The following is a 24620-nucleotide window of genomic DNA, read 5'->3' as shown; positions in this document are numbered from 1 at the left end:
CTCGGCCCATGCAGTTCCCCGCGCACACCACCGCCGTCCTGCTGCCGGGATCCGGGTCGGACGCCGACTTCGCACTCCGCGCGTTCGCACCGCTCACCGCGCTGTGCGCCCGGACCGTCGCGGTCGACGCGACGCCGCCGTCGGTGGTGGCCGGGTACCGTGCGGCGCTGGACGCCGCCGCGTCGGACGGTCCGCTGGTGGCCTGCGGAGTCTCCCTCGGGTCCGCGGTGGCCGCCGGCTGGGCCGCGGAGAATCCGGAAGCCGACGTCGTGCTGGTGCTCACGCTGCCGCCGTGGTGCGGCGCGGCCGGGCCGGACGTGCCCGCGGCGATGTCGGCCCGGGTGACCGCGGACACCGTCGACGAGGTCGGGTCGGCGGAGGCGATCGCCCGGATGCGGGCGGGCAGCCCACCGTGGCTGGCGCGGGAGCTGAGTCGGTCCTGGGCCGCGCACGGCGACTTCCTCGCCCCCGCCCTGCGGGAGGCGGCGGCTTACCGCGCCCCGACCGAGGAGGTGCTCCGCGGTCTCTCCGCGCGCACCGTGGTCGTGGGCGCCGAGGGGGATCTGATCCACCCCGTCGCGACCGCGCGGACGTGGGGAGCGGCGATCCCCGGGGCCGCGACCGTCGTCGTCGACCTCGCCGACCTCGGCCCCGACCCGGCCACACTGGGCCGGGCGGGGCTCGACGGGCTTACTGCTGGTTGTTGAGCCGCGTCAGCGCGGAGCCCTGGGTGAGCCGGTCCTGATTGCTCTGCCGCAGGGCGGCGGGCCCGTCGGCGGCGGCGCGCTGCGCCACCTGCGCGGCGATCGCCGCGGCGGCCTGCTCCTGCTGGGCCTGCTGGGCCGCCATGGCCTCCTGCAGCTGCTGCACCAGCTCGGCGGGCAGTTCGATCTCGAGGTGATCGCGGGCGGGTCGCGGATCGGTCCCGCGCCGGATCACGGTCTCCGCGAGCATGGCCCGCGCCAACTGCGCGGCCTGATCGGCGTTCTCCAGCGGCGAGGCGACCACGATGCGGACCATCCACCGCGGGCCGTCGACGCCGATGAAACGCAGCACGCCGTCCGGCTGGGTGCCGACCACCTCGCGGCCCCAGTGGCCGTCCTCGATGGCGACCTGGGCGCCGTTCTCGCGCAGCGAGTCGGCCAGCTCGGTGACGACCTCGCGCCACTGCCCGCCCGACTTGGGCGCGGCGAAGACGCCCGGCGTGATACGGCCCACGGGGGTGTCGAGGTGCACACCGACGGGGACACCCTCGGGGCTCATCTCGACCTGCAGCTGTGCTTCCGGCGGCATCGCCAGGATGATCGAGCCGAGGTCGAGCCGGCCGTCGTCGAGCCCCTCGGCGCTCTCGAGGGAGTTCAGGTCGTAGGGACCCGCGCCGGTGCCGAGCTCCTGCACCTCGTCGTCGTCCGCGGGCGCCGGCGCCGTGTGGTGCTCGGGCTGCCCGATCGTGGCGTACGGGTCGACGCTGGCGGTGCTGCGCTGCTTGGACTTGCGGCGGCCGAGGGCCATGAACGGTGCTCCTTGATCGTTCGAGGTTCTGTAGAGGTCAGTGGGAGGACTCGAGGCTGGCGTGCCCGCCCGAGGAGCCGTAGCCGCCGGCGCCGCGGACGGTCTCGTCCAGGAACGAGACCTCCTTGAAGTCGGGCAGCTCCACGCGCTGCACGAGGAGCTGGGCGATGCGGTCGCCGCGCTTGATGTCGACGGCCTGCTCGCGATCGGTGTTGAGCAGGCACACCTTGATCTCGCCCCGATAGCCGGCGTCGATAGTCCCGGGCGTATTGACCACGGTGAGACCGTGTTTCGCGGCGAGACCGGAGCGAGGATGGATCAGGCCGACGGTGCCGTGGGGCAGCGCGATCGCGACGCCGGTGGCGACGAGCGTGCGGGCGCCGGGTTCGATCCGCACGTCGGTCGTCGAGTACAGGTCCACGCCCGCGTCGCCGGGATGTGCGCGCTTGGGAAGTGGGAGGCCCTCGTCGAGCCGCAGTAGGGGTATCTGGCTCACCATGGGATGCAGACTACGCTGAAGCCGTGTCGGACGATCGAACAGTGAAGACCTCGCAGCCGCGGGACGGCTACTTCGAGCGGCTCACCGTGCCGTGGTACTGGTGGCTCGCGGGAGCCTTCGTGGCGGGTCTGCTGTGCTTCGAGGTGACGCTCGCCGCGACCTGGGGCGACTGGATGATCGGGGCGTTCGTGCTGATCGTCGTGGTCATCGCCGTCCTGCTCTGGTCGATGTGCCGCGGCAGTGTCGCGGTGCGCGATGGTGAGCTCTGGGCCGGTAACGCCCACCTGCCGCTGGAGCTGATCTCCCGCGCGGCGGCCGTGCCCGCGGAGGCGAAGAGCGCGGCCCTGGGCCGCCAGCTCGATCCGGCGGCCTTCGTCTATCACAAGGGCTGGATCAAGACGATGATCGTGGTGGTGCTCGATGATCCCGACGATCCGACCCCGTACTGGATGGTCTCCACCCGGCATCCGGAGAAGATGCTCGCGCTGATCCCCGCCGCGACCACGCTCGGTTGACGAGCGGGTCGCCGCGGAGACTGGTCGCCGTCAGGCGCAGTCGATGCAGATCAGCTCGTCGCCGTCCGGATCGGCGAGGCGGCTGCGGTGGTACACCAGGAAACAGCTGGTGCATGTGAACTCGTCAGCCTGCTTCGGCACCACACGGACGCTCAGCTCCTCGCCCGACAGGTCGGCGCCGGGGAGTTCGAAGGATTCTGCGGTCTCGCCCTCGTCCACGTCCACCGTGCCGGACTGACCCTCGTTGCGACGGGCCTTGAGCTCCTCGAGCGAATCCTCCGAGATCTCGTCCGCCTCGGACCGCCGTGGAGCGTCGTAATCAGTTGCCATGCCGTGTCATCCCCATCCTTGCTCGTGCCCCCGGCCTCGGGGTTTCCGAAACCGCCGGGCGCGTTGTGTCCCGCGCGAGCGGCCAGAGTGTAGCGCACTCGAAATCGGATGTCACGGACTTTCCATGACGGTTGTCGATTGCACCGCTCGTTGCCCCTCCAACGCACGATGAGCCCAGATGATTCCCGGGACCGGATCCCGGGACGGACCTCAGGATTCCGGCGACGGCACCGCGGCGCCTCCCCTGCCGGAGCGAGACGCTCCCGTACAGTCGGGGCCGTGGTTTCCCAGCTCACCGGCGCGGGCCGGCGATTCGACCGGAACGGTGAACCGTTCCGGCGTCGCAACACGCTGCCGATCCTCATCGTGATCGCCGTCCTCGCCGTGGTCGCCATCGCGACCTGGGCCCGCGCCATGTCCTCACAGGAGGAGACGGCAGCCCCCGTCTCCTGCCCGCCCCCGCCGGCGCCGTCGGCCTCGGCGGCCGCGACCTCGACGCCCGGTGCGGCCGCGCGCGCCGGCGCCACCGCACCGGCACCCGCGCCCACCTCGGGTCAGTTCGAAGTGGTCTCCCCCGATGACCTGGTCTCGGTGCGGCCCGCACCGCTCGCCGCGTCGACCGTGCGCGTGCTGAACGCCTCGGGTCAGGCGGGACGCGCGGAGACCACGCTGAACAAGCTCGCCGACTACGGCTTCGGCGCGCCCACGACCGGCGCCTACGGCAACGATCCGGTCTATCCGGAGATGGCCTGCCAGGCCCAGCTCCGGTTCGGCGATTCCGGGAAGTCCGCGGCCGCGGCCGCGTGGATCATCGCGCCGTGCGCCGAGCTGGTCAACGACGGGCGACGCGACAACTCGGTCGATCTGGTCCTCGGCACCTTCTTCACCGACCTGGAGCCCAGCACCGACGCGCAGGAGATCCTGCGCATCCTGCGCGCGGCGCCCGCGGGGGCGGCGGACGGCGGGGCGAATCCCGCGCTGGTCTCGGCGGTGCACAGCCAGTCCTGCAACCGCTGAGCGGGCTCGTCCACGCCCCGGTGACCGGGCCCGACGGCACGGCTACAGCGCGTCGAGCCCTCCGGCCGCGCGGAGTAGGGCGATCAGTTCGTCGGCGATTCCCGGCGCGGCGGCGAGGGTCAGGGCGCCGTCGGCGCTGGTGGAGTCGGAGGCCGGCACGATGACGACGGCCCCGGCCTCCTGTGCGATGAGAGCGCCGGCCGCCCAGTCCCAGGGGCTCAGTCCGTGCTCGTAGTGGGCGTCGGCGCGTCCCGCGGCGACCATGCACAGATCGAGCGCGGCGGAGCCGATGCGCCGCACGTCGCGCACCGCGGGCAGCAGCTCCGCGAGCACGCGGCCCTGCCGTTCCCGCCGTTCCCGGGCGTACCCGAAGCCGGTGGCGACGAGCGCGAGCGCGGGATCGGTGATCGGGTTGGCGCGCAGGTCCCGGACGGTGCCGTCGGGCGCGATCTCCCGTGCGCCTGCGCCGAGGGCGGCGGCGTAGACCGTGCCGTGGACGACGTCGGCGACGGCACCCGCCACCGACACCCCGTCGACCTGTGCGCCGACGGAGACCGCGTACGCGGGCACGCCGTAGAGGAAGTTGACGGTGCCGTCGATGGGGTCGACGATCCACCGCACGGTGCCCGGCTCCCCTGCGTCGCCGCCGAACTCCTCACCGAGGACGGTGTCGCCGGGGCGCAGCGCGGCCAGCCGGTCCCGCACGAACCGCTCGGTCTCGGTATCGACGACGGTGACCGGATCGGTGGGCGTCGACTTGGTGCTCACCCCCTCCGGGCGCGCCCCATCGGCACCGTCGAATGCGTTGGCGCCGAACACCTCCGCCCGGCGGGCCGCGACGCGCTGCGCGGCCTCCGTCGCGACCGTGACGGCGATCTCGGACAACTCCCACCGGTTAAGTTGCACGTCCACCACAGAACCACAATCCGCGGTAGTTTGTCAGCGCCGGGGGCACCCGGGCGGTGGACGAGAGGTCCGGAACTTCGAGGGATGCGGAGCAGGCAATGGCGGAGAATCTGGGGTTCGGCGTCGACATCGGCGGCAGCGGCATCAAGGGCGGCGTCGTCGACCTGGACACGGGCGAGCTGGTCGGCGAGCGGTTCAAGATCGCCACGCCGCAGCCGTCGACGCCCGAGGCCTGCGCGGAGGTCGTCGAGGAGGTCGTCGGCCACTTCGAGTGGAAGGGCCCCGTCGGGATCACGGTCCCGGCGGTGGTGACGAAGGGCACGGTCCGCAGCGCGGCGAACATCGACGCGGCGTGGATCGGCACCGATGCGAACGGACTCTTCTCGTCCGCGCTGGACCGTCCCGTCACGGTGCTCAACGACGCGGACGCGGCCGGCCTGGCCGAGGACCGGTACGGCGCGGGGCGGGACTTCGAGGGCGTGATCCTCCTCCTGACCCTGGGCACGGGCATCGGCTCGGCTCTGATCCACCGCGGGACCCTCGTCCCCAACACCGAGTTCGGCCACATCGAGGTGGAGGGCAAGGAGGCCGAGCACCGCGCCGCGAGCTCGGTCAAGGACCGGCGCGGCTGGAGTTACGAGAAGTGGGCGGGTCAGGTCAGCCGGGTCTTCCGCGAGTACGAGAAGTTGCTCTGGCCGGACCTGATCATCGTGGGCGGGGGCGTGAGTCGCAAGGCCGACAAGTGGGTCCCGCTGCTCGAGGTGGCGACGCCGGTGATCCCGGCGAAGCTGCTGAACACCGCGGGCATCGTGGGCGCGGCGATGGCATCGCAACAGTCGTGAAACCGCCCGGTTCGGGCGCTTTGACCGCAGGTGAATGCGGGCGGAGCGACCGAATCGTTACAATGGGGTGTCGGCGTCGAAACGCCGGAACAGACGCCGGATCCCCTCACGTCCGGACGCCTCAGCCACCACCGACGCCGAACCCGGCTCGGACCGGTGCTGTTGTCGCGCCCGGGAGGTGACCTCCGGCGCACGCAGGCACAGTAGGAAAGGGCGTACGTGGCAGCGACGCAGACCACCTCCAGCGCACCGTCGGCAGGCGGCGTGGACGGTTCGGCCACCTCGGCGGAGACCCCCGCCAAGAAGACCACCGCCAAGAAGGCTCCCGCGAAGAAGGCGGCGGCCAAGAAGGCGCCCGCCAAGAAGGCGGCGGCCAAGAAGGCGCCCGCGAAGAAGGCCGCCGCGAAGAAGGCGGCGGGCCCCGCGAAGCGCACGGCGAAGAAGGCCGCGGGCAAGAAGGACGCCTCGGCGGCCGGTGCCGAGAGCGGCGCCGAGGACGAAGTCGATCCCGAGCTCGACGGCGATCCCGATCCCACGGAGCTGGCGGACGAGGACGTCACGCTCGACGCCGACGACACCCCCGACGACACTCCGGAGACGAAGGGCAAGAGCGCCGTCACCAAGCCCGCCCCGGCCGACGCGGAGGACGAGGAGCCGTCCGAGCAGGACAAGGCCTCCGGCGACTTCGTGTGGGACGAGGAGGAGTCCGAGGCGCTGCGGCAGGCCCGCAAGGACGCCGAGCTCACCGCATCGGCGGACTCGGTGCGCGCCTACCTCAAGCAGATCGGCAAGGTCGCGCTGCTCAACGCCGAGGAGGAGGTCGAGCTCGCCAAGCGGATCGAGGCGGGCCTCTTCGCGGAGCAGCAGATCAACCGCTGGCTCGAGCGCGGTGAGAAGCCCGCCATCGGTATCCGGCGCGACATGAACTGGATCGCCCGTGACGGCAACCGCGCGAAGAACCACCTGCTCGAGGCCAACCTGCGCCTCGTGGTCTCGCTGGCCAAGCGCTACACGGGGCGCGGAATGGCCTTCCTCGACCTGATCCAGGAGGGCAACCTCGGCCTGATCCGCGCCGTCGAGAAGTTCGACTACACCAAGGGCTACAAGTTCTCGACGTACGCCACGTGGTGGATCCGGCAGGCGATCACCCGCGCCATGGCCGACCAGGCCCGCACCATCCGCATCCCGGTGCACATGGTGGAGGTCATCAACAAGCTCGGTCGCATCCAGCGCGAGCTGCTCCAGGACCTGGGCCGCGAGCCCACCCCGGAGGAGCTGGCCAAGGAGATGGACATCACGCCGGAGAAGGTGCTGGAGATCCAGCAGTACGCGCGTGAGCCGATCTCTCTCGACCAGACCATCGGCGACGAGGGCGACAGCCAGCTCGGTGACTTCATCGAGGACTCCGAGGCCGTCGTCGCGGTCGACGCCGTCTCCTTCACGCTGCTGCAGGATCAGCTCCAGTCGGTGCTCGACACCCTGTCCGAGCGCGAGGCCGGCGTGGTCCGTCTCCGTTTCGGTCTCACCGACGGCCAGCCGCGTACTTTAGACGAGATCGGCCAGGTCTACGGCGTGACGCGTGAGCGCATCCGCCAGATCGAGTCGAAGACGATGAGCAAGCTGCGGCACCCGTCGCGCTCGCAGGTCCTGCGCGACTACCTCGACTAGGCACGACCCCCGAACGGCCCGACGGTTCTCCGTCGGGCCGTTCGTTCGTTCCTCGCCGATCTCCGCGTGAGCGCGATCAGGCCCGCCCATCGCGACGGCGCTCGCACCGGGAAGGGGTGCTCGCGCTGTACCGCGCGGGCGGTCGCGGCGCCGGCGCCGGCACCGCGCGGTCAGCGCTCGGCGCTCTCCCCTCGTCCCGCGACCCACAGCGGGCCGGTGATCAGCCAGATGACCGTGATCACGCCGAGCGTGCCGAACACGCCCATCAGCGCGTCGCGCTGCGCGTCGTCGGCAACGGTGTAACCCAGTCCCAGCGAGACGGCGCCGGCGATCGCGACAGCACCGAGCCAGCGGTAGAAGTCCGACCACTCCTTGCGCGTGCGCTCCGGTCCGAGCTTCGGCACCTTCCGCGGCGCGGGCCCGCCGGCGAACCGGTGCGCGAACCGCTCGTCCGCCCACGAGATCATGCGGTGACCGAACATCACTGTGCAGCCGAGGTAGATCCCCGCGAGACGATGGGCGAACCCGACCTCGCCGCCCCGGTACAGGTCCACTGCGACGGCGATGATGAGCACGACGTCGAGGAGTGGGACCAGCGCCAGCGAGACCATCCCCGCGCGTCGCCAGCGCAGGATGTAGCGCATCGCCAGACCCCCGACTACCAGGACCCAGAAACCGATCTCGCACGCGGCGATCGTCCACAGCACCGGACTGTTCAGCTCTCCCATGCCCAGCACTCTTCCCGGTCCGGGCGGCACTGTCGTCCCGCGTTCGGCGACGCTCCCGTCCCCCTTTCGACGGACCCGCCGGAGTCGGGGATGTGCTGCAATGGGCGCATGAGGTCGCTGGGGCGGACCACGCCGCCGGGAGCGAAGCGAGCGGATCGCATGTCGTGGACGTCGGAGTACGCCGCGGTACCCGCGATCGGCATATCGCTGGTCGGGGCAATGCTGTGGGCGGCGGGCGGCTGGTCGGTCCGCGCCGATACGGAGCACTTCTATCCCTGGCAGGTCAAGTTCGGACTGCTCTGCGGCGCCCTGGCGATACAGCTCCTGGCGCGCAGCCGCCCGGCTCTCGCGTTCGTCCTGATGCTCACGCTCGTCCTCTGGGACCTGCCCTTCGGCCCGTCGGTCGTGCTGTGGATCGCCCTCTCCGACGTGATCTACCTGGCGGTCGCCACCGGTAGCGACCGTCTGCGCGCCGCCGTGATGTGGACGGTGCTCGTCCTGACCGTCGTGATCGGCGCGGGGCTCACCGCCGCGGGCGGCGTCAAGGGCGGGATCTACGCGGTGCTGGTCCTGGTGGCCATCCTGTGGTCGCCGATCGGCTACGGGCGGGCCGTCCTCGCCTACCGCGAACTCGCGCAAGTCGAGCGGGACGAGGGCGAGGCCCGGCGCGCCACGGCGCTGGCGGACGAGCGCCGGCGCCTCGCCCGCGAGCTGCACGACACCGTCGCAGGGCACCTGTCGGCGGTCGCGATCCTCGCCGACGCCGCGCAGCGCACGCCCAGCAATCCCGCCGTCCTGCAGTCGATCCGGTCCGGCAGCCTCGCCGCACTGGAGGAGATGCGGGCCACGATCAATCTGCTCACCTCCCCCGACGACGCCGCCGTTCGCACCACCCTGGAGTCCCTCGAGCCGCTCATCGAGACCGCCGGTGCGGCCGGGGTCGCCGTGCGGCTTCGCCTGCCCGACGGTCCGCTGCCCACCGCCGGCGAGGCGGTGCTCACGCGGATCCTGGGCGAGGTCATCACGAACGCCACCAAACACGCGCCGGGCGCTCCGCTCGACGTGGTCATCGACACCGGCCGGGAGGAACTCACCGTGACCGCCACCAATCCGCTGCCCGCGCGGGACGCGCCGATCGGCTCGGGGGACGGCCTGCGCAACATCTCCTTCCGGGCCGAGTCCGTCGGCGGCACCGCGTCGGCGGGGCCCGAGGGCGACGCGTGGGTGGTCCGGGCGACCGTGCCGCTGGAGGTCGCGCGATGACGGTCACCGTCGTCCTCGCCGACGACCACGCCGCCATCCGGGCCGGGCTGCGCCTGCTGCTCGAATCCAGCGGCGAGGTACAGGTGATCGGCGAGGCGGCCGATGGCGCCGCCGCCCTGCGGCAGGCCCGGGCGCTCCGGCCGGACGTGGTGGTGATGGACGTGCGGATGCCGCGCGTCGACGGCCTGGCGGCGACCGCGTCCGTCGTCGCCGAGACCGACAGCGCCGTACTCGTGCTGACCACCTTCGACCTCGACGAGTACGTACTGGGTGCGCTGAGCGCGGGTGCGAGCGGGTTCCTGCTCAAGTCGGCCGGCGGCGACGAGTTGATCCGGGCCGTTCGGGCCGTCGCCGAGGGCGATGCCGTCCTGGACCCGAAGGTGACCCGCGCCGTCATCGGTGCGCTGCCCCGCACCACCGCGGAACCGGACGTCGCGGACCTGTCGGCGCTCACGGAGAGGGAGCGCGACGTGCTCGCGGGCCTCGGCGACGGACTGTCCAACCAGCAGATCGCCCGGCGGCTCGACATCGGCGAGGCCACGGTGAAGACACATGTCTCCCGGGTGCTGATGAAGTTGGGGGTCCAGTCCCGCGTACAGGCCGCCGTGATCGCCGCACAATCCGGTTTGAGCTAGGGGCTTGACCTCAACAATACTTCAGGTTATGTGATGGATCCGTTCCAGAAAACGATCCGAGGAGACATCATGACCGCCATCGACACCGCAGCTCCGTCGACCTTCCGCCTCACCCGCACGACCGCCGTTCTGGGCGCGGTCGTCGTCTCACTGTTCGGCAACCTCGTCCTGTGGCTCGTCGGCCTCGCGGCGGGCGGCGATTTCACCATGACCGACCCCGAGGGCGTCCGCGCCTCGGTCGCCCCGGGCGGCGTCGTCCTCATGACGGTGGCGCCGCTCGCCGTCGGCATGACCGCCGCCGTGCTGCTCTCGAAGCTGTGGGCCCCGATCCTGCGCGTCGCCGCCGTGGTCGGCGCCCTGGCCTCGCTCGGCACGATCGCGGGCACGCTGGCCGCGGACTTCGACGGGCCGTCGACCGTGACGCTCTCGCTGATGCACGTGGTCATCGCGGCCGTCCTGGCCGGGACGCTCGAGTCCCTCTACCGGCGGGTGCGCTGACCGCTGAACCGTGGGCCGTCCACCGTCACGCCGGCGGACGGCCCACGGCGGATCCGTACCCTCATCCCCTCACCGGGTGAGGGTACGGATCCAGTCTCGGGTGGCGGCGGGGTCGATCACGTCGTCCAGCTCGAACGTGGTCGCTGCGTGCAGAGCCCGACCCCGCTGGTACGCGAGCGCGAGCAGCTGCTCGAAGAGCTCGGCGCGGGCCGCCTCATCGGGCGCGGCAGCGAGCTCCTTGCTGAACCCGAGCCGCACGGCGCCCTCGAGCCCCATCCCGCCGATCTCGCCCGTGGGCCAGGCCACGGTGAACTGCGGGGCGTGGAAGCTGCCGCCCGTCATCGCCATCGCGCCGAGCCCGTAGCCCTTGCGCAGGACGAACACGCCCAGCGGCACAGTGAGCCGGGCCCCGAGCACGAACAACCGCGAGAAGCGCCGCACAGTGGCCTGCTCCTCCGCCTCCGGCCCGACCATGAAACCGGGGGTGTCGCACAGCGAGACCACGGGAAGCCCGTGCGCCTGCGCGAGTTCCAGGAAATCGGCGAGCTTGTCCGCGGCCTCCGCGTCGATCGCGCCGCCCAGGTGCCGGGTGCTGTTGGCGATGAGCGCGTAGGGCCTGCCCTCCACGCGCACGAGCGCCGTGATGACGCCGATGCCGTAGTCGCGGCGCAGTTCCAGGGTCGAATCCACGTCGACGATCGCGGCGATCGCGGCGCGCACGTCGTAGGCGCGCAGCCGGTTCTCCGGGACCACGTGACGCGCGATGCGCGGATCGGGCGCGGTCCAATCGTCGACGGGCCCGGCGAAGTAGCCGAGGTATCGCCGGGCGCGGTCCACCGCGTCGGCCTCGTCGTCGGCGACGACGTGCACGACGCCGTTGCGGCGCTGCACGTCGATGGGCCCGATGGCCTCGGGCGGGAATTCGCCGAGCCCGCCGCCCGAGATCATCGCGGGCCCGCCCATGCCCAGGTTGGCGTCGGGCGTGGCGATGACGACGTCGCAGATCCCGGCCAGGGCGGCGTTACCCGCGAAACAGCGTCCGGAGACGACGGCGACGAGCGGGACCCGCCCGCGCAGCGCCCCGAGCGAACGGAAGGTCGGCACGTCGAGGCCGGCGACGATGTCGAGGTCCGTGTCCCCGGGGCGTCCGCCGCCGCCCTCGGCGAACAGCACGATCGGCACGCCGCGGCGTTCCGCGACGTCGATGAGCCGGTCGGTCTTGGCATGGTTGCGCCACCCCTGCGTGCCGGCGAGCACCGTGTAGTCGTAGGAGATGACCATCGCCTCGGCGCCGCCGATGGTCGCCAGGCCGCCGATGAGGCCGTCGGCCGCTCCGGTGGCGATCAGGTCCTCCTCCGAGCGGCGGGCGCGCTGCGCGGGCAGGAGCAGCGCGCCGTACTCGGTGAAGCTCCCCGCGTCGACGAGGTCGTCGATGTTCTCGCGCGCGGTGCGTCGGCCGATCCGCCGCCGCTTGGCCACCGCGTCGGGGCGCCCCTCGTCCCGCGTCACCCGGTGCCGCTCGCGCACCTCGTCGAGGTCCGCCCGCGAGCGGTCGAGATCGAGCGCGTCGGCGGCGGCTCCGCCGGGTTCCGCCCCGTCGGCGGGGAGATAGCTCAGCAGCGGGGTCCCCGCGGTGACGGTCTGCCCGGGGCTCACCAGCACATCGCCGACGGTGACCGGCACCGCGAGCGTCTGTTCGTGTTCCATCTTCATGGCCTCGAGGACCACGAGGGCGGTTCCGGTTTCCGTCACCGCGCCCGCATCGGCGACGGCGACGACGGTGCCGGTCAGGGTGGCGGTGAGCACGTCCCCGTCGAGGTCCGTGACCGGAGCAGCCGCCATGTCGGCGGTCTCGGGAACGAGGTCGCCGAGGCGGCGCGCCAGGTATCCCGTGTCGACGGGGCCGGACCGGAACTCGGGGTCTCCGAGGACGGCACGCAGCAGCGCGATGTTGGTGCCCGGTCCGTCGATCACGAACTCCCCCAGCGCCGCATCCGCCTTGGCGAAGGCGCGCGCCGGGGTGGCGGCGCGCACGATCACCTTCGCGAGCAGCGAGTCGTACCGGGCGGAGGTCGTCAGGCCCGGGCGACCGTAATCGTCGACGCGGACGCCCGGACCCGTCGGCGGGGTGTAGCCGGCCAGCACGCCGCCGGTGGGCAGGACCGTGCCGTCCCGCTGGGGCGCCTCGAGATTCACGCGGGTCTGCACCGCCGTGCCGAGCGCGGCGGCGGGCGCCCCGTCGACGACACCCGCACGGCACCGGGTTCCGGTGGGGAGGCCGAGATCGGCGAGCGTCGTCCCCTCGGCGAGGGCGAGCTGGGCCGCGACCAGATCGACGCCCGTCACCTCCTCGGTCACGGTGTGCTCGACCTGGATCCGCGGATTCACCTCGAGGAAGACCGCCGTGTCGTCGCGGACCAGGAACTCGACGGTCGCGAGGCCGCGGTATCCGGCGGCCGCGCACAGGCGCACGGCGTGCTCGTGCAGGGCGGCACGCAGATCCGCGGGCAACGCCGGCGCCGGCGCGACCTCGATGAGCTTCTGGTTGCGGCGCTGCACGCTGCAGTCCCGGTCGCCGAGCGCCAGCGCGTCCGCCCCGTCGCCGACGATCTGGATCTCGATGTGCCGCGCGCCGTTCTGCAGTTCCTCGGCGAAGACGCGGCCGTCGCCGAATCCGAGCTCGGCCTCGGAGACGCAGGCGCGGTAGGCGGCGTCCAGCTCCTCGTCGAACCGCGGCCCCGGCAGCACGGCGCGCATGCCGCGCCCGCCGCCGCCGGCGACGGCCTTGATCATGATTCCGGACGGGCGATCCGCGGCGAACGCGCGCACCGCGTCGAGGTCCACTCCCCCGTCGGTGGCGGCCGGCACGGGAACCCCAGCGGCGACCGCGGCCGCCCGCGCCGAGGCCTTGTCGCCGAAGGTGCGCAGCACCGCGGGCTCGGGCCCCACGAAGGTGAGCCCGGCAGCGGCGCAGGACGCGGCGAAATCGGCGTTCTCGGCGAGGAACCCGTAGCCGGGGTGCACGGCGTCGGCGCCGGTGCTCGCGGCCGCCGCGATGACGGCGGCACCGTCGAGGTACGCCGCGGGGCCCGACCCCGGGAGGGCGACGGCGTCGTCGGCCGCCGCGACGTGCGGCGTCCCGGCATCGTCCTCCGCGTATACGGCGACCGTCGGGACACCGAGTTCCCGTGCGGTACGGATGATCCGCAGTGCGATCTCGCCGCGGTTGGCGATGAGCAGCTTCACTTCGACTCCCCTTCGGCCGCGATCCGCGCGGCCCTCGCGAACAGATCCCCCTTGCGTACCTTGCCCGTCGCCGTCATCGGGAGCGAGTCGAGGAGCACGAAGTCGGGCACCTTGTACCCCGCCATGTTCTCCCGCGCCCACGCGGTCAGCTCGGCGACGTCGACGGGGCCGGCGGACACGACGAAGGCCAGCGGCACCTGACCCTTGCGCGGGTCCGGGCGCGGCACAACGGAGACCGATCCGATCGCCGGGTGGTCCTTGAGCAGCGCCTCCACCTCGGAGGGGAAGACGGACATGCCGTTGACCTTGATCATCTCCTTGGTGCGCGCGAGGTAGTGCACGGCGCCCCAGTCGTCGAGCCGGCCGACATCGCCGGTGTGCAGCCAGCCGTCGCGGATCGCCTCGGCGGTGGCGTCCGGCCGCCCGTGGTAGGCGGTGAGAATGGATTCGCTGCGCACGACGATCTCGCCGCTCTCCCCGATGGGCACGGGCAGGCCGTCGGCGTCGACGATCAGGATGTCTGTGCCGGGCACGGGAAGCCCGCAGAAGACGGGGTCGGCCGTGAGGTCGCGGTCGCCGTCCTGGAAGCCGAGGGTGAAGGTGTCGGCGGTGTGCGTCTCGGTCATGCCGTACGAGGCCTCGCGCAGGACACCGCCGGTCAGGGCGCGCCAGCGGGCACGGAGTTCCGGAGTCAGCTTGAGCACGAAGGAGACCGCGAGCGGGTTCACCACGGTGCGGAACGCGGCGCCGTCGAAACCGGGGAGGTCCATGAGCTCGACGTAGTTGTCGACCGTGGCGACGGTGTCCGTCACGCCGTACCGGGCGATGAGCGCCGCGGCGACGGCCGGATCCCAGCGCGTCATGAGCACGATCGTCTGGCCGTTCAGCAGGGGCTTGAGGATGCCGAAATCCTCACCGGCGATCCAGAAGACGGGCAGGAAGTTCAGGCCGACCGAGGCGCAGTCCCCCACCGTGCCGCCGCCCGCGAGCGTCGCGGTGGCCGCGGTGTAGGCCATGTGCCGCTGGGTGTGCTCGCATCCCTTGGGCAGGCCGGTGGTGCCGCCGGTGTAGTTGAGCGCCGCCAGCGCGTCGGGGTCCGAAGCCCGCGCGGGCGCGGGCGGAGCGGCGAGCACGCGGTGCCAGTCGCTCCGCGGATCCGGCGCGGTGTCGAAGGGCGCCGGGGCGCCGGCGAGCGCGTCCACCCCGTCCAGCAGGTCCCCCAGAGCGGTGGCGAGCACGGTGCGGACGGGTGTCTGCGCGCGCACCGACTCCACCAGGTCCAGCAGGTCCGTCTGCGCGAGCAGCACACCGACGCCCGCGTCGGCCAGCTCGTGCTGCAACTCGCGCCCCTTGAGCAGCGGATTGACCGGGACGTGGACGGCCCCCAGCTTCAGGACGCCGAGCATCGCGACAGCGAACTGGGGGCAGTTCCCCAGGTACACGCCGACCGCATCGCCCGGGCGCACACCATGATCGGCGAGCAGGCCCGCGAAGCGGTCGGAGAGCTCGTCGTACTCGGCGTACGTCACCTCGCGTCCGTAGAAGGAGATCGCGACCGTCTCGGGCCGCTCCCGCGCCCAGTGCCGCAGATGCTCCACCATCGTCGGCGTCCCCGCGGGATATTCGACGGTGCGTGGCACCTGCGGCGGCCAGTTCCGCAGGCGCAGGGCGCGGATCTCCTCGGCAACGGCGTCCAGTTCTGCGGCGACGTCGGTGGTCCGGTCGGACATGGGGCTCCTTCGGTGCGTCGGCTCCGTCAGAAGCCGATCAGTCGTTCGGCGACGCGGATCTGATCCGCGACGAAGCGCTCGCGCGCGGCGGGACTGTCGCGCACGACGCGCTTCGCGCCGTGGTGGATGGTGTCGTTGAGAATGCTGACCAGGGCCCCGGGCGCGAGGCACAGGTCGACGGTGCTGGGATCGAGCGACGCGAGGTATGCGGTGTAGCGGCGGTGGGTGCGCCGGATCGTGCGACCCCACACCTCGGCGACGTCCTCGCGGACCGGCGCCAGCGCGTCGAACAGCGCGACCAGGCCGCCGTTGGCGAAGACCGCGTCGGCGTACGCCCGCATCGTCGCCGCGATGACCTCACGCGGCTCCTCGGTCTCGATGCCGTCGAGCATCTGCGTGGCCTCGAGTTCGGAACCGATCCGGTCGACGAGGGCGAGCAGGATCTCGTCCTTCGACCGGAAGTAGGCGTAGAAGGTCGGCCGGGAGGTCTGCGCGCGGGCCGCGATGAGCTCCACGGTGGTCGCCGAGTAGCCCAGATCGTCGAAACAATCGGCCGCCGCCCGGAGGAGTTCCTCCCGGCGGGCGCCGCCGGCGTCCTTGCGGTTCGCGCGCGCCCGCTCCTGTGATTCGCTGATCGTCACGCTCACGAGTCTGCTCGGCTCCGCTCGGACCTTCAAGGACGCCGGTACCGGATCAGACCGATGCGGGGACGCCGGGCACTGCCTCCGGATCCTCCCGTACGGCCCTGCCGTTCGTCTCCTTGAGGAAGTACGCGCTGGCGAAGGTCACCAGCCCCATGGCGGCCAGGTAGACCGAGACGAACGTGGTGGACTGCGTCTCGGCGATGATGGCCGTCATGATCAGCGGCGCCACACCGGAGACGGCCACCGCGGCGAGCTGGTAGGCCAGCGAGGCGCCCGAGTAGCGGATGCGCGGCTCGAACAGCTCCGCCATGAAGGCCGCCAGGGGTCCGTAGGTCAGCGCCTGCCCGAAGCTGGAGACGAACATCGCGACCAGCAGGAGCCCGATGTTCGTGGTCTCCGCGAGCCAGAAGAACGGGAACGCCCAGGCGACGAGCACGGCGCCGCCGATGAGGATCAGCGGGCGGCGGCCCACCCTGTCGGAGACCGCGCCCGCGGCCATGATCACGAGCGGCATCACCACGGACGTGGCGAGGACGCACATGAGGATGGAGTTGCTGCTCATGCCCAGGCCGCCGGCGGACGTCTTCTTGCTGCCGTAGCTGACGAAGCCGGCGATCGAGACGTAGAACGCCGAGTTGGTGCCGGCGAGCAGGCCCGCGCCCAGCAGGATCTTGACCCAGTGCTTGCGGATCGCCTCGGAGAGCGGCGCGGCGGCGATCGCCTCCTTGCCGGCGTTCTTCGCGGCGACCTCCTGCTGCAGGGCGAGGAATTCGGGCGAGTCCTCGATCTTCTTGTGGATGTACATCACCACGGGCACCAGCACGGCGCTGGCCCAGAAGGGGACGCGCCAGCCCCAGCTGAGGAACGCGGCGTCGTCGAGGACGGTGTTCATCAGGATCATCATCACGTTGCCGAGCAGCAGCCCCAGGGGGACACCCATCTGGCCGAAGGTCCCGGCGAAGCCCCGCTTCTTGGGGCCCGCGGACTCCGTGAGCAGCAGCACCACGCCGCCCCATTGGCCTCCGCACGCGAGGCCCTGCACGAAGCGCAGCGACACGAGCAGGATGGGTGCCAGCGATCCGATCGCGCCCGCGGTGGGCAGGCAGCCGATCAGGAACGTTGCCAGGCCCATCGCGGTGAGGCACCAGAGCAGCATCGGCTTGCGGCCGATCTTGTCGCCGAAGTGTCCGGCGAGGATGCCGCCGAGCGGCCGGGCGATGAAGCCGACGGAGAAGGTCGCGAAGGCCATCAGCGTGCCCATCAGCGGCGACAGGTCCGGGAAGAAGACCTTGTCGAACACCAACGCGGCGGCGGTGCCGTAGATGAAGAAGTCGTACCACTCGATGGAACTACTGATCAGCCCGGCGGTGAGCAGCTTGCCGTGCGACTTCTTCACCGGCGCGACGGCACCGGGCTCGTGGGTCTGTGTCATGGATGGCCCTTCGTGAATGTTGTGATCCCCGCCACAGAGAATGCTTGACGTTGACGTTGGTGTCAACCGTTTCGGGGAAATTGCTAAGCGTTTGCTTACGCAGATGGGAGACCGTTTCCATGGCTTCGGACTGTTCGGCGCCGCTTCCGGCGGCCATCACGTACAAAGAGCACATGGCACTCTCCGAACCCGACTTCCCGTCCGCCAACGGGCGCGACACCATCCATGCCTGGATCTACACGCCGGTACGTGAGCCCCGCGCGATCGTCCAGCTGATCCACGGCCTCGGCGAGCACTCCCGGCGCTACCTCCGGCTGATCACCGCGCTCCTCGACGCGGACTTCGTCGTCGCGGCCGAGGACCACGCCGGCCACGGCGCGACGGCGATGGCCTCGGGCGTCTGGGCCGATGCGGGCGAGGACGCCGGGCGCGTCATGGTGGCGGACGCGCGGTCGCTCGGTGCGACGGTGCGCGAGCAGCACCCCGGACTCCCCTTCGTCGTCTTCGGCCATTCGATGGGCTCGATGATCGCCCGCGGTGCGGCCGTCGAATCCGCCGCTGAGATCGACGGTCTCGTGCTGTGCGGCATCGCCGCACAGATCCCGGGAGCGCACACCGTCGACCGCGCGGCGCTCGCGGCCGTGCCGGACCAGGCCGGCCCGGCTCCGCTCGCGTACGTCGGAGCGCTGTTCGACGGCTTCGTCTCCCGGTTCGGTGAGGGTGCGGGCCCGACGGACTGGGTCGCCCGGGACGCCGACGTGGTCCGCGACCACGGAAAAGACCCGTTCAACAACTTCGGCGCGCCGATGTCCGCCCGCTTCCTCCGCGGCTTCCTCGACCTGTACGACGCCGCGAACGGCGACGGCTTCTACGCCGCGCTCCCGTCCACGACGCCGGTCCTGATCCTCGCCGGCGACCAGGATCCCGTGACCAACTACGGCGAAGGCGCCTATCACGTGGCGAACCGCCTCGTCGCCACCGGACACCCGGACGTCCGCACCCGCGTCTACCCCGGTCTGCGACACGAGGTGCACAACGAACCCGAGAGCCGCGACGACGTGGCCGCCGAGCTCATCGGGTTCGTCGAGCGGGTCCTCACCGGACCCCGGTGATCAGCTCGAGGTGGTGCGCAACTCCCGCTTGAGGATCTTCCCCGTGCCGCCCTTGGGCAGCTCGGCGAGGAGGTGGATCTCGCGCGGGTACTTGTACGCGGCCAGTCGCTCACGGCTGAACTCGGTGAGCGCCGCGGCGTCGGCGCTCGCCCCCGGACGCAGCACGACGAAGGCGACGACCTCCTCCCCCAGCCGCTCGTCGGGCCGGCCCACCACGGCGGCCTCGACGACCTCGGGGTGCGCGTAGAGCACCTCCTCGACCTCGCGGGGATAGACGTTGTAGCCGCCCCGGATCACCAGGTCCTTGAGCCGGTCGACGATGAAGAAGTAGCCGTCCTCGTCGCGATAGCCCAGGTCGCCCGTGTGCAGCCAGCCGTTGCGGAGCGCCTCCGCGGTCGCCTCGGGTCGCTTGTAGTAGCCCTTCATCACGTTGTGCCCACGGACCACGATCTCGCCGATGTTGTCCTCGCCGGGCGGGAGCTCCGTCCCGTCGAGATCGACGGCCCGCATCTCCACGCCCCAGATGGGCTTGCCGATCGAGAGCACCTTGCGCTGTTCGGCGCTGATGTTGAACGTCGCGGTCGAGGCGGTCTCCGAGAGACCGTAGCCCTCGAGGATCGCCAGGCCCGGGAACTTCTCCTCGAACGCGGTGATCACGCCGCCGGGGATCGACGCACCGCCGGAGACGGCGGCCCGCAGGCTGGAGACGTCGCGGCCGGCGAGCTCGATGCCGAGGAGCGCCACGTACATCGTGGGCACACCGGAGAGCACGGTGACCCGACGGCGCGCGATGACGTCGATGACGGCCTCCGCGTCGAACCGCGGCACGAGCGCCACCGAGCCGCCGTAGCGGACCGCGGCGTTGAGCACGCTGGACAGGCCGAAGACGTGGAAGAGCGGGAGGGCGCCGAGCGCGACGTCCTGGTCGGTCATCCCGAACAGCTGCGGCGCGACGGTGCAGTTCATGTAGAGCTCGAAGTGGGTGAGCTCGGCGCCCTTCGGGCGGCCGGTGGTGCCGGAGGTGTAGAGCAGCACAGCGGTGTCGTCGGAGCTCGTGGGATGGATCTCGCCGGTGTCCGGCTCCGCCAGGAGCTCGGCGAACGGCGCCGCGCCCGACGGTGTCGGCGCCCCGAGCGAGACGATCACCACGTCGCCCACCCCGGCCTCGGCCGCCCCCGCGAGCGCGGCCTCGGCGGAGAAGTCGGAGGCCACGAGCAGCTTCGCGTCACTGTCGCCCACGTGGTAGGCGATCTCCGGAGCCGTGAACAGCGGGTTCAGCGGCACCATGGTCAGGCCGGCTTTGAGGATGCCGAAGTACAGGAGGACGAACTCCGGGAGGTTCGGCAGCTGGATCGCCACCTTGTCGCCGGCGGCGAGCCCGCGGGCGAGCAGCGAGGCCGCGAGCCGCCCGGACTGCTCGTCGACCTCCCGGTAGGTGATCTCACGATCGCCGAAGAACAGGGCGTGTGCATCGGGCGCGGTCGTCGCCGACTCGCGCAGCATCGTCGCAAGGTTGAAGGACACGCCGCCTCACTCCCCCGCCAGGACGCGCCGCGGCACGTCGACCAGCATGGTGTCGATCTGAGCCTGGGTCACGCCGCGTTCGAGCACGTACGGGAAGACGTCGTCGAAGACGTGGGTGTAGTGCCACTGGAGCATGCCCGCCTTGACGTTCGGGTCGATCCAGTCGATGTAGCAGGACGCGTCCTGCGACAGCACGATCTTCTCGGTGTAACCGCGGCGCACCATCTCGATGAGGGTGTCGTTGCGGGCCTCGAAGGTGGTCTCGAGATTGATGCCGAACCGGTCGAAGCCCAGCGTGAACCCGGCATCGGCGAGCGCCGCGAGGTGATCGACGTCGGTCGAGTCGCCGCTATGGCCCAGGACGATCCGGCCCGGATCGACGCCCTCCTCGTCGCACATCACCCGCTTGACCAACAGGCCCGTCTCAGAGCCGGGGTGGGTGTGCACGGTGATAGGCACGCCGGTGGCCTTGTGTGCCTGTGCGACCGCCCGCATCACCCGCTCGACGCCCTCGGTGAGCCCGTGGTGATCGATCGCGCACTTGAGCATGCCCGCCTTCACCCCGGTGTCGCCGATACCTTCGCTGATGTCGCGGACGAACATGTCCACCATGGGATCCGGGAAGTCGATCCCGGTCATCGCCGTGAGCGCCGGACCGCGGTACATGAAGTAGCGGGGCACGTCGCGGTAGGTGTAGACGCCCGTCGCCGCCACGATCCGCACCGGCGTGCGCTCCGCGATCCGCTGGATGCGCGGGATGTACCGGCCGAGGCCCACCACCGTGGGGTCGACGATCGTGCGCACGCCGGCGTCGTACGCCTTCTGCAACTGGGCGACGGCGTCGTCCACCCGGGCGTCCTCGTCGCCGAAGTCCTCCGGATAGTTCTGCTGGATGTCCGGGGTGAGCACGAAGACGTGCTCGTGCATGAGCGTGACGCCGAGGTCGGCGGCGTCGACGTCTCCGGTGACGGTGTGGACGACTCCCATGGTTCCTTCTTCCTTCTCTGGTTGCGCCGCGGCGCCGTGCTCTCAGGCGGGCAGGTCGACGAGGCCCGCGAGCGCGGCGCGATGCCGCCCCGGGACGCCGAGCCCGATCTGATCCGCCTTGGCGCGCTTGAGGTACAGATGCACCGGCGCCTCCCACGTCATGCCGATGCCGCCGTGCAGCTGCACCGCCTCCTCGGCCGCGCGCACGGCCAGATCGGAGCAGTAGGCCGCCGCGACGGCCACGGCGATGACGGACTCCGGGTCCTCGGTGCCGAGCTCGGCGAGGGTCACCGTCGCCGAGCGGGCCGCCGCGGCGGCGGACTCCGCGTCCGCGTACAGCTCGGCCAGGCGGTGCTTGACGGCCTGGAAGCCGCCGACCACGCGCCCGAACTGCTTGCGCTGCTTCAGGTATCCGACGGTGGTCGCGACGCACCACCGCGCCACGCCGGCCTGCTCCGCCGCGAGCAGTGCGGCCCCGGTGAGCAGCCCCGCCCGGACTGCGGGGGCACCGTCGGTCGTGAGCGCGGTGCCGGCGGCACCGTCGAAGGTCACGTCGGCGACCTGTCGCGTCATGTCCAGCGAGGGCACCGGCTCGATCCGCGCCGCGGCGGCGTCGACGGCGTACAGCGCACCGTCTGCGCCCGGCACGAGGAGCACGTCGGCCCCGAGCGCGCCCGCCACGGATCGGACGGTGCCCGTGAACGCACCGTCGGCGACGGGGACGCCCGCGACCGGGCCGTGCGGATCGACGGAGAACGGAACCGCGAGCGCGGCGACCGTCTCCCCCGCCGCGAGCGCGACGACCAACTCGGTGGCGCCCGCCGCGAGCGCGGTCGTCGCGGCGATGCCGGACGAGGTGACGAAACTCGTTGCGGCGCACGCCGCTCCGAGCTCCTCCGCCACCACACCCGCGACGGCGACACCCGCTCCGGCGCCGCCGAACTCCTCCGGGATCAGCAGGCCGGAGACGCCCATCTCGGCGAGCTCGCCGTCGATGCCGGGGGCCGCGGTGCCGTCGTACGCCGCGATGAGGTCCGCCGGCGCGACCCTGCGGTCGAGCAGATCACGGACGGCGGCGCGGAGGTCGTCCTCGATATCGCTGCTGAGCAGCTGCGGGGTGAAGCTCACTTGGGCACGTCCTTCCACGGCAGGTCCTTATCGACCCGGTGCTCCGGCGGCAGGCCCAGCACGCGCTCCGCCACGATGTTCTTGAGGATCTCCGAGGTGCCGCCCTCGATGGAATTGCCCTTGGCGCGCAGATAGCGATAGCCGGCGTCGCGGCCGTAGAAGTCCACGCGGTCCGGGCGGACCATCGTCCAGTCGCTGTACCGCAGGCCGTCCTCGCCCAGCAGCTCGAGCTCGAGGCCCGAGAGCTTCTGGTTGAGTCGCGCGAAGGACAGCTTCATCGCCGCCCCCTCCGGGCCGGGCTGGCCCGAGGCGAGCTTCTGGCCCAGCCGCAGCGCGGTGACCCGGGCGACCTCGCTGTCCACCCAGAGGCGGAGCAGATCGTCGTGCAGGTCCGGGGTGCGCAGTTCGGGGCGCTCGCGCCAGGTCGATGCGACGACGCCGATCATGCCGTCCTCGCGCTGCGAGGCGCGGCCGCCGATGGCGACCCGCTCGTTGTTGAGCGTCGCGTTCGCGACCTGCCAGCCCTGGCCGACCTCACCGAGGCGGTGGGCGTCCGGGATCCGCACGCCCTCGAGGAAGACCTCGTTGAACTCCGCCTCGCCGGTGATCTGCCGCAGCGGCCGCACGTCGATGCCCGGATCGGACATGTCGCACAGGAAGTACGTGAGCCCCTTGTGCTTCGGCTGCTCGGGATCGGTGCGGGCGACCAGGATCGCCCACTGCGCGTTGTGCGCGCCCGAGGTCCACACCTTCTGGCCCGTCACCACCCAGTCGTCGCCGTCGCGGACTGCGCGGGTCGCCAGACCCGCCAGGTCGGACCCGGCGCCGGGCTCGCTGAAGAGCTGGCACCAGATCTCCTCGCCGGTCCACAGCGGGCGCAGGAAGCGGTCGACCTGCTCGGGCGTGCCGAAGGCGAGGATCGTGGGCGCGGCCATGCCGAGCCCGATCCCGTTGACGTGACTGCGGTTGTCGGGGGCACCCGCCGCGGCGAAGGCCTCGTCGACCCCGCGCTGCAGCGACCGGGACAGCCCGAGGCCGCCGCGCCCCTCCGGGTACGCCACCCACGCCAGGCCCGCGTCGTACCGCGCCCGCAGGAACTCCTGCGGGTCGGTCCCGGCGGGCGGGTGCGCCGCCAGGAAGTCGTCGACGCGCTGCGCGAGGTCGTCCGCCGTCGTCACTGCGCCTTCTTCGCGGCGACGCGCTTGAGCTCGGCCCGCGCCAGCGAGTTCTTGTGCACCTCATCCGGGCCGTCGGCGAACCGCAGCGTGCGGATGCCGGCGTAGGCCTCGGCGAGCGAGAAGTCCTGCGAGAGACCGCCCGCGCCGTGCGACTGGATGGCCTTGTCGAGGATCCACTGCACCGTCTGCGGGGTGGCGATCTTGATCGCCTGGATCTCGGTGTGGGCGCCGCGGTTGCCCACGGTGTCCATCAGCCACGCCGTCTTGAGCACCAGCAGGCGCAGCTGCTCGATCCGCACCCGCGACTCCGCGATCCAGTCGCGGATGACGCCCTGCTCGGAGAGCGGCTTACCGAAGGCGGTGCGACCCGACACCCGCTCGCACATCATCTCCACCGCGCGCTCGGCGACGCCGATCGAGCGCATGCAGTGGTGGATGCGGCCGGGTCCGAGGCGGGCCTGCGCGATGGCGAAGCCGTCGCCCTCCTCGCCGATGAGGTTGCTCGCGGGCACGCGCACATCGGTGAAGCGGAGCTCGGCGTGGCCGCCGTGGTTGTTGTCCTCGTAGCCGAAGACCTGCATGCCACGCAGCACCTCGAGACCCGGGGTGTCCCGCGGGACGAGGATCTGCGACTGCTGGCGATGGCGCTCCGCGTCGGGCGCCGTCTTGCCCATCACGATGAAGATCGCGCAATTGGGGTTCATGGCGCCCGTGATCCACCACTTACGGCCGTTGATCACGTAGTCGTCGCCGTCGCGGACGATGGACAGGCCGATGTTGGTGGCATCCGAGCTGGCGACATCGGGCTCGGTCATCGCGAACGCGGAACGGATCTCGCCGTTCAGAAGCGGGGTGAGCCAACGATCCTTCTGCTCGGCGGTACCGAACTCGTTGAGCACCTCCATGTTCCCGGTGTCCGGCGCGGCGCAGTTGAACACGGCCGGCGCCAGGTGCAGGCTGCGGCCCGAGATCTCGGCGAGCGGCGCGTACTGCAGGTTGGTCAGGCCCGCACCGTTCTCGCCGGGCAGGAAGAAGTTCCAGAAGCCGCGGCTGCGGGCCTCGGCGCGCAGCTCGTGCAGGACCGGGACGCTGTCCCAGGCCCACCGGTCGTCCAGCTCCGCCAACTGGCGGTGGAAGGTCTCCTCCGCCGGGTAGACGTGGCTGTCCATGAAGTCGTTGACCTGTCCGATCAACTCCGTGGTCTTGGCGTCGTACGCGAATTCCAT

At 71.5% G+C, this 24620-nt stretch carries 23 protein-coding genes; 9 read left to right on the top strand and 14 right to left on the bottom strand.

Going from position 1 to position 24620, the window contains the following annotated elements; all coding sequences use genetic code 11:
* The first annotated feature begins 8 nt into the window (after positions 1-8).
* Positions 9-707, top strand: a complete 699-nt coding sequence (locus FK530_RS11570; protein WP_146487174.1) for an alpha/beta fold hydrolase — start codon at positions 9-11, stop codon at positions 705-707.
* Here FK530_RS11570 and FK530_RS11565 read toward each other — a convergent pair.
* Positions 691-1512 carry a DUF3710 domain-containing protein gene (locus FK530_RS11565; protein ID WP_146487172.1) on the bottom strand — a complete coding sequence of 274 codons (822 nt, stop codon included), beginning with the start codon at positions 1510-1512 and terminating at the stop codon, positions 691-693. The genes FK530_RS11570 and FK530_RS11565 overlap by 17 nt on opposite strands.
* A gap of 37 nt (positions 1513-1549) precedes the next feature.
* Positions 1550-2011 carry a dUTP diphosphatase gene (dut, locus tag FK530_RS11560; RefSeq protein ID WP_146487170.1) on the bottom strand — a complete coding sequence of 154 codons (462 nt, stop codon included), beginning with the start codon at positions 2009-2011 and terminating at the stop codon, positions 1550-1552.
* 23 nt (positions 2012-2034) lie between these two features.
* Between dut and FK530_RS11555 the strand changes: the two genes are divergently transcribed.
* Positions 2035-2526, top strand: a complete 492-nt coding sequence (locus tag FK530_RS11555; protein ID WP_231706596.1) for a DUF3093 domain-containing protein — start codon at positions 2035-2037, stop codon at positions 2524-2526.
* Between the two features lie 30 nt (positions 2527-2556).
* On the opposite strand, the gene FK530_RS11550 is transcribed toward FK530_RS11555, so the two are convergent.
* The gene (locus FK530_RS11550; protein ID WP_146487168.1) at positions 2557-2856 is read right to left on the bottom strand and encodes a DUF4193 domain-containing protein; all 300 of its coding nucleotides are present in this window, start codon (positions 2854-2856) and stop codon (positions 2557-2559) included.
* A 279-nt stretch (positions 2857-3135) separates the two neighbouring features.
* On the opposite strand from FK530_RS11550, the gene cei reads away from it, so the two are divergent.
* The gene (gene cei, locus FK530_RS11545; RefSeq protein ID WP_146487166.1) at positions 3136-3873 is read left to right on the top strand and encodes an envelope integrity protein Cei; all 738 of its coding nucleotides are present in this window, start codon (positions 3136-3138) and stop codon (positions 3871-3873) included.
* A 42-nt stretch (positions 3874-3915) separates the two neighbouring features.
* Here cei and FK530_RS11540 read toward each other — a convergent pair whose 3' ends face one another.
* On the bottom strand, positions 3916-4779 hold the full coding sequence (locus FK530_RS11540; RefSeq protein ID WP_410468447.1) for an inositol monophosphatase family protein: 864 nt from the start codon (positions 4777-4779) through the stop codon (positions 3916-3918).
* 98 nt (positions 4780-4877) lie between these two features.
* Between FK530_RS11540 and ppgK the strand changes: the two genes are divergently transcribed.
* The gene (gene ppgK, locus FK530_RS11535; RefSeq protein ID WP_146487162.1) at positions 4878-5621 is read left to right on the top strand and encodes a polyphosphate--glucose phosphotransferase; all 744 of its coding nucleotides are present in this window, start codon (positions 4878-4880) and stop codon (positions 5619-5621) included.
* A 219-nt stretch (positions 5622-5840) separates the two neighbouring features.
* Complete coding sequence (locus tag FK530_RS11530) at positions 5841-7289, top strand: RNA polymerase sigma factor (protein WP_146487161.1); 1449 nt, start codon at positions 5841-5843, stop codon at positions 7287-7289.
* Positions 7290-7459: 170 nt separating this feature from the next.
* On the opposite strand, the gene FK530_RS11525 is transcribed toward FK530_RS11530, so the two are convergent.
* Entirely contained in the window at positions 7460-8017 is a 558-nt protein-coding gene (locus FK530_RS11525; RefSeq protein WP_146487160.1) for a hypothetical protein, read from the bottom strand.
* 159 nt (positions 8018-8176) lie between these two features.
* Here FK530_RS11525 and FK530_RS11520 point away from each other — a divergent pair, with 159 nt between their 5' ends.
* From FK530_RS11520 to FK530_RS11510, 3 genes are all read left to right on the top strand, one after another.
* Entirely contained in the window at positions 8177-9280 is a 1104-nt protein-coding gene (locus FK530_RS11520; RefSeq protein WP_231706595.1) for a sensor histidine kinase, read from the top strand.
* Positions 9277-9915 (top strand): response regulator, encoded by a 639-nt coding sequence (locus FK530_RS11515; RefSeq protein WP_146487158.1) that lies wholly within the window; start codon positions 9277-9279, stop codon positions 9913-9915. Before FK530_RS11520 ends, FK530_RS11515 begins: the two co-directional genes overlap by 4 nt.
* A gap of 69 nt (positions 9916-9984) precedes the next feature.
* Positions 9985-10413, top strand: coding sequence for a DUF6069 family protein (locus FK530_RS11510; RefSeq protein ID WP_146487157.1), 429 nt, complete (start codon positions 9985-9987; stop codon positions 10411-10413).
* A gap of 69 nt (positions 10414-10482) precedes the next feature.
* Here FK530_RS11510 and FK530_RS11505 read toward each other — a convergent pair whose 3' ends face one another.
* The 4 genes from FK530_RS11505 to FK530_RS11490 are packed head-to-tail and all read right to left on the bottom strand — an operon-like array spanning position 10483 to position 17465.
* The gene (locus FK530_RS11505) at positions 10483-13659 is read right to left on the bottom strand and encodes an acetyl-CoA carboxylase family protein (RefSeq protein WP_146487156.1); all 3177 of its coding nucleotides are present in this window, start codon (positions 13657-13659) and stop codon (positions 10483-10485) included.
* Entirely contained in the window at positions 13656-15389 is a 1734-nt protein-coding gene (locus FK530_RS11500; RefSeq protein ID WP_146487154.1) for an AMP-binding protein, read from the bottom strand. The genes FK530_RS11505 and FK530_RS11500 overlap by 4 nt, the downstream gene beginning before the upstream one ends.
* Before the next feature lie 26 nt (positions 15390-15415).
* The gene (locus FK530_RS11495; protein WP_231706594.1) at positions 15416-16030 is read right to left on the bottom strand and encodes a TetR/AcrR family transcriptional regulator; all 615 of its coding nucleotides are present in this window, start codon (positions 16028-16030) and stop codon (positions 15416-15418) included.
* A 52-nt stretch (positions 16031-16082) separates the two neighbouring features.
* Entirely contained in the window at positions 16083-17465 is a 1383-nt protein-coding gene (locus FK530_RS11490) for an MFS transporter (RefSeq protein WP_146487152.1), read from the bottom strand.
* 173 nt (positions 17466-17638) lie between these two features.
* On the opposite strand from FK530_RS11490, the gene FK530_RS11485 reads away from it, so the two are divergent.
* A complete protein-coding gene (locus FK530_RS11485) occupies positions 17639-18577 on the top strand; it encodes an alpha/beta fold hydrolase (RefSeq protein ID WP_146487150.1) in 939 nt (312 codons plus the stop codon).
* Here FK530_RS11485 and FK530_RS11480 read toward each other — a convergent pair whose 3' ends face one another.
* From FK530_RS11480 to FK530_RS11460, 5 genes are read right to left on the bottom strand one after another with little or no spacing between them, the layout of a single operon-like run.
* Complete coding sequence (locus FK530_RS11480; protein ID WP_191834116.1) at positions 18578-20101, bottom strand: long-chain-fatty-acid--CoA ligase; 1524 nt, start codon at positions 20099-20101, stop codon at positions 18578-18580. It abuts the gene before it with no gap.
* A 6-nt stretch (positions 20102-20107) separates the two neighbouring features.
* Positions 20108-21088 (bottom strand): phosphotriesterase family protein, encoded by a 981-nt coding sequence (locus FK530_RS11475; RefSeq protein ID WP_146487149.1) that lies wholly within the window; start codon positions 21086-21088, stop codon positions 20108-20110.
* Positions 21089-21130: 42 nt separating this feature from the next.
* Positions 21131-22216 carry an acyl-CoA dehydrogenase family protein gene (locus tag FK530_RS11470; protein WP_146487147.1) on the bottom strand — a complete coding sequence of 362 codons (1086 nt, stop codon included), beginning with the start codon at positions 22214-22216 and terminating at the stop codon, positions 21131-21133.
* Positions 22213-23394 carry an acyl-CoA dehydrogenase family protein gene (locus FK530_RS11465; RefSeq protein WP_146487146.1) on the bottom strand — a complete coding sequence of 394 codons (1182 nt, stop codon included), beginning with the start codon at positions 23392-23394 and terminating at the stop codon, positions 22213-22215. Before FK530_RS11465 ends, FK530_RS11470 begins: the two co-directional genes overlap by 4 nt.
* Positions 23391-24620 carry an acyl-CoA dehydrogenase family protein gene (locus FK530_RS11460; protein ID WP_146487145.1) on the bottom strand — a complete coding sequence of 410 codons (1230 nt, stop codon included), beginning with the start codon at positions 24618-24620 and terminating at the stop codon, positions 23391-23393. Before FK530_RS11460 ends, FK530_RS11465 begins: the two co-directional genes overlap by 4 nt.

It is taken from the genome of Tsukamurella conjunctivitidis (assembly GCF_007858475.1).
GTDB lineage: Bacteria > Actinomycetota > Actinomycetes > Mycobacteriales > Mycobacteriaceae > Tsukamurella > Tsukamurella conjunctivitidis.
Note: the sequence above shows the minus strand (reverse complement) of the source record. Positions and strands in the feature narration are given on the sequence as shown.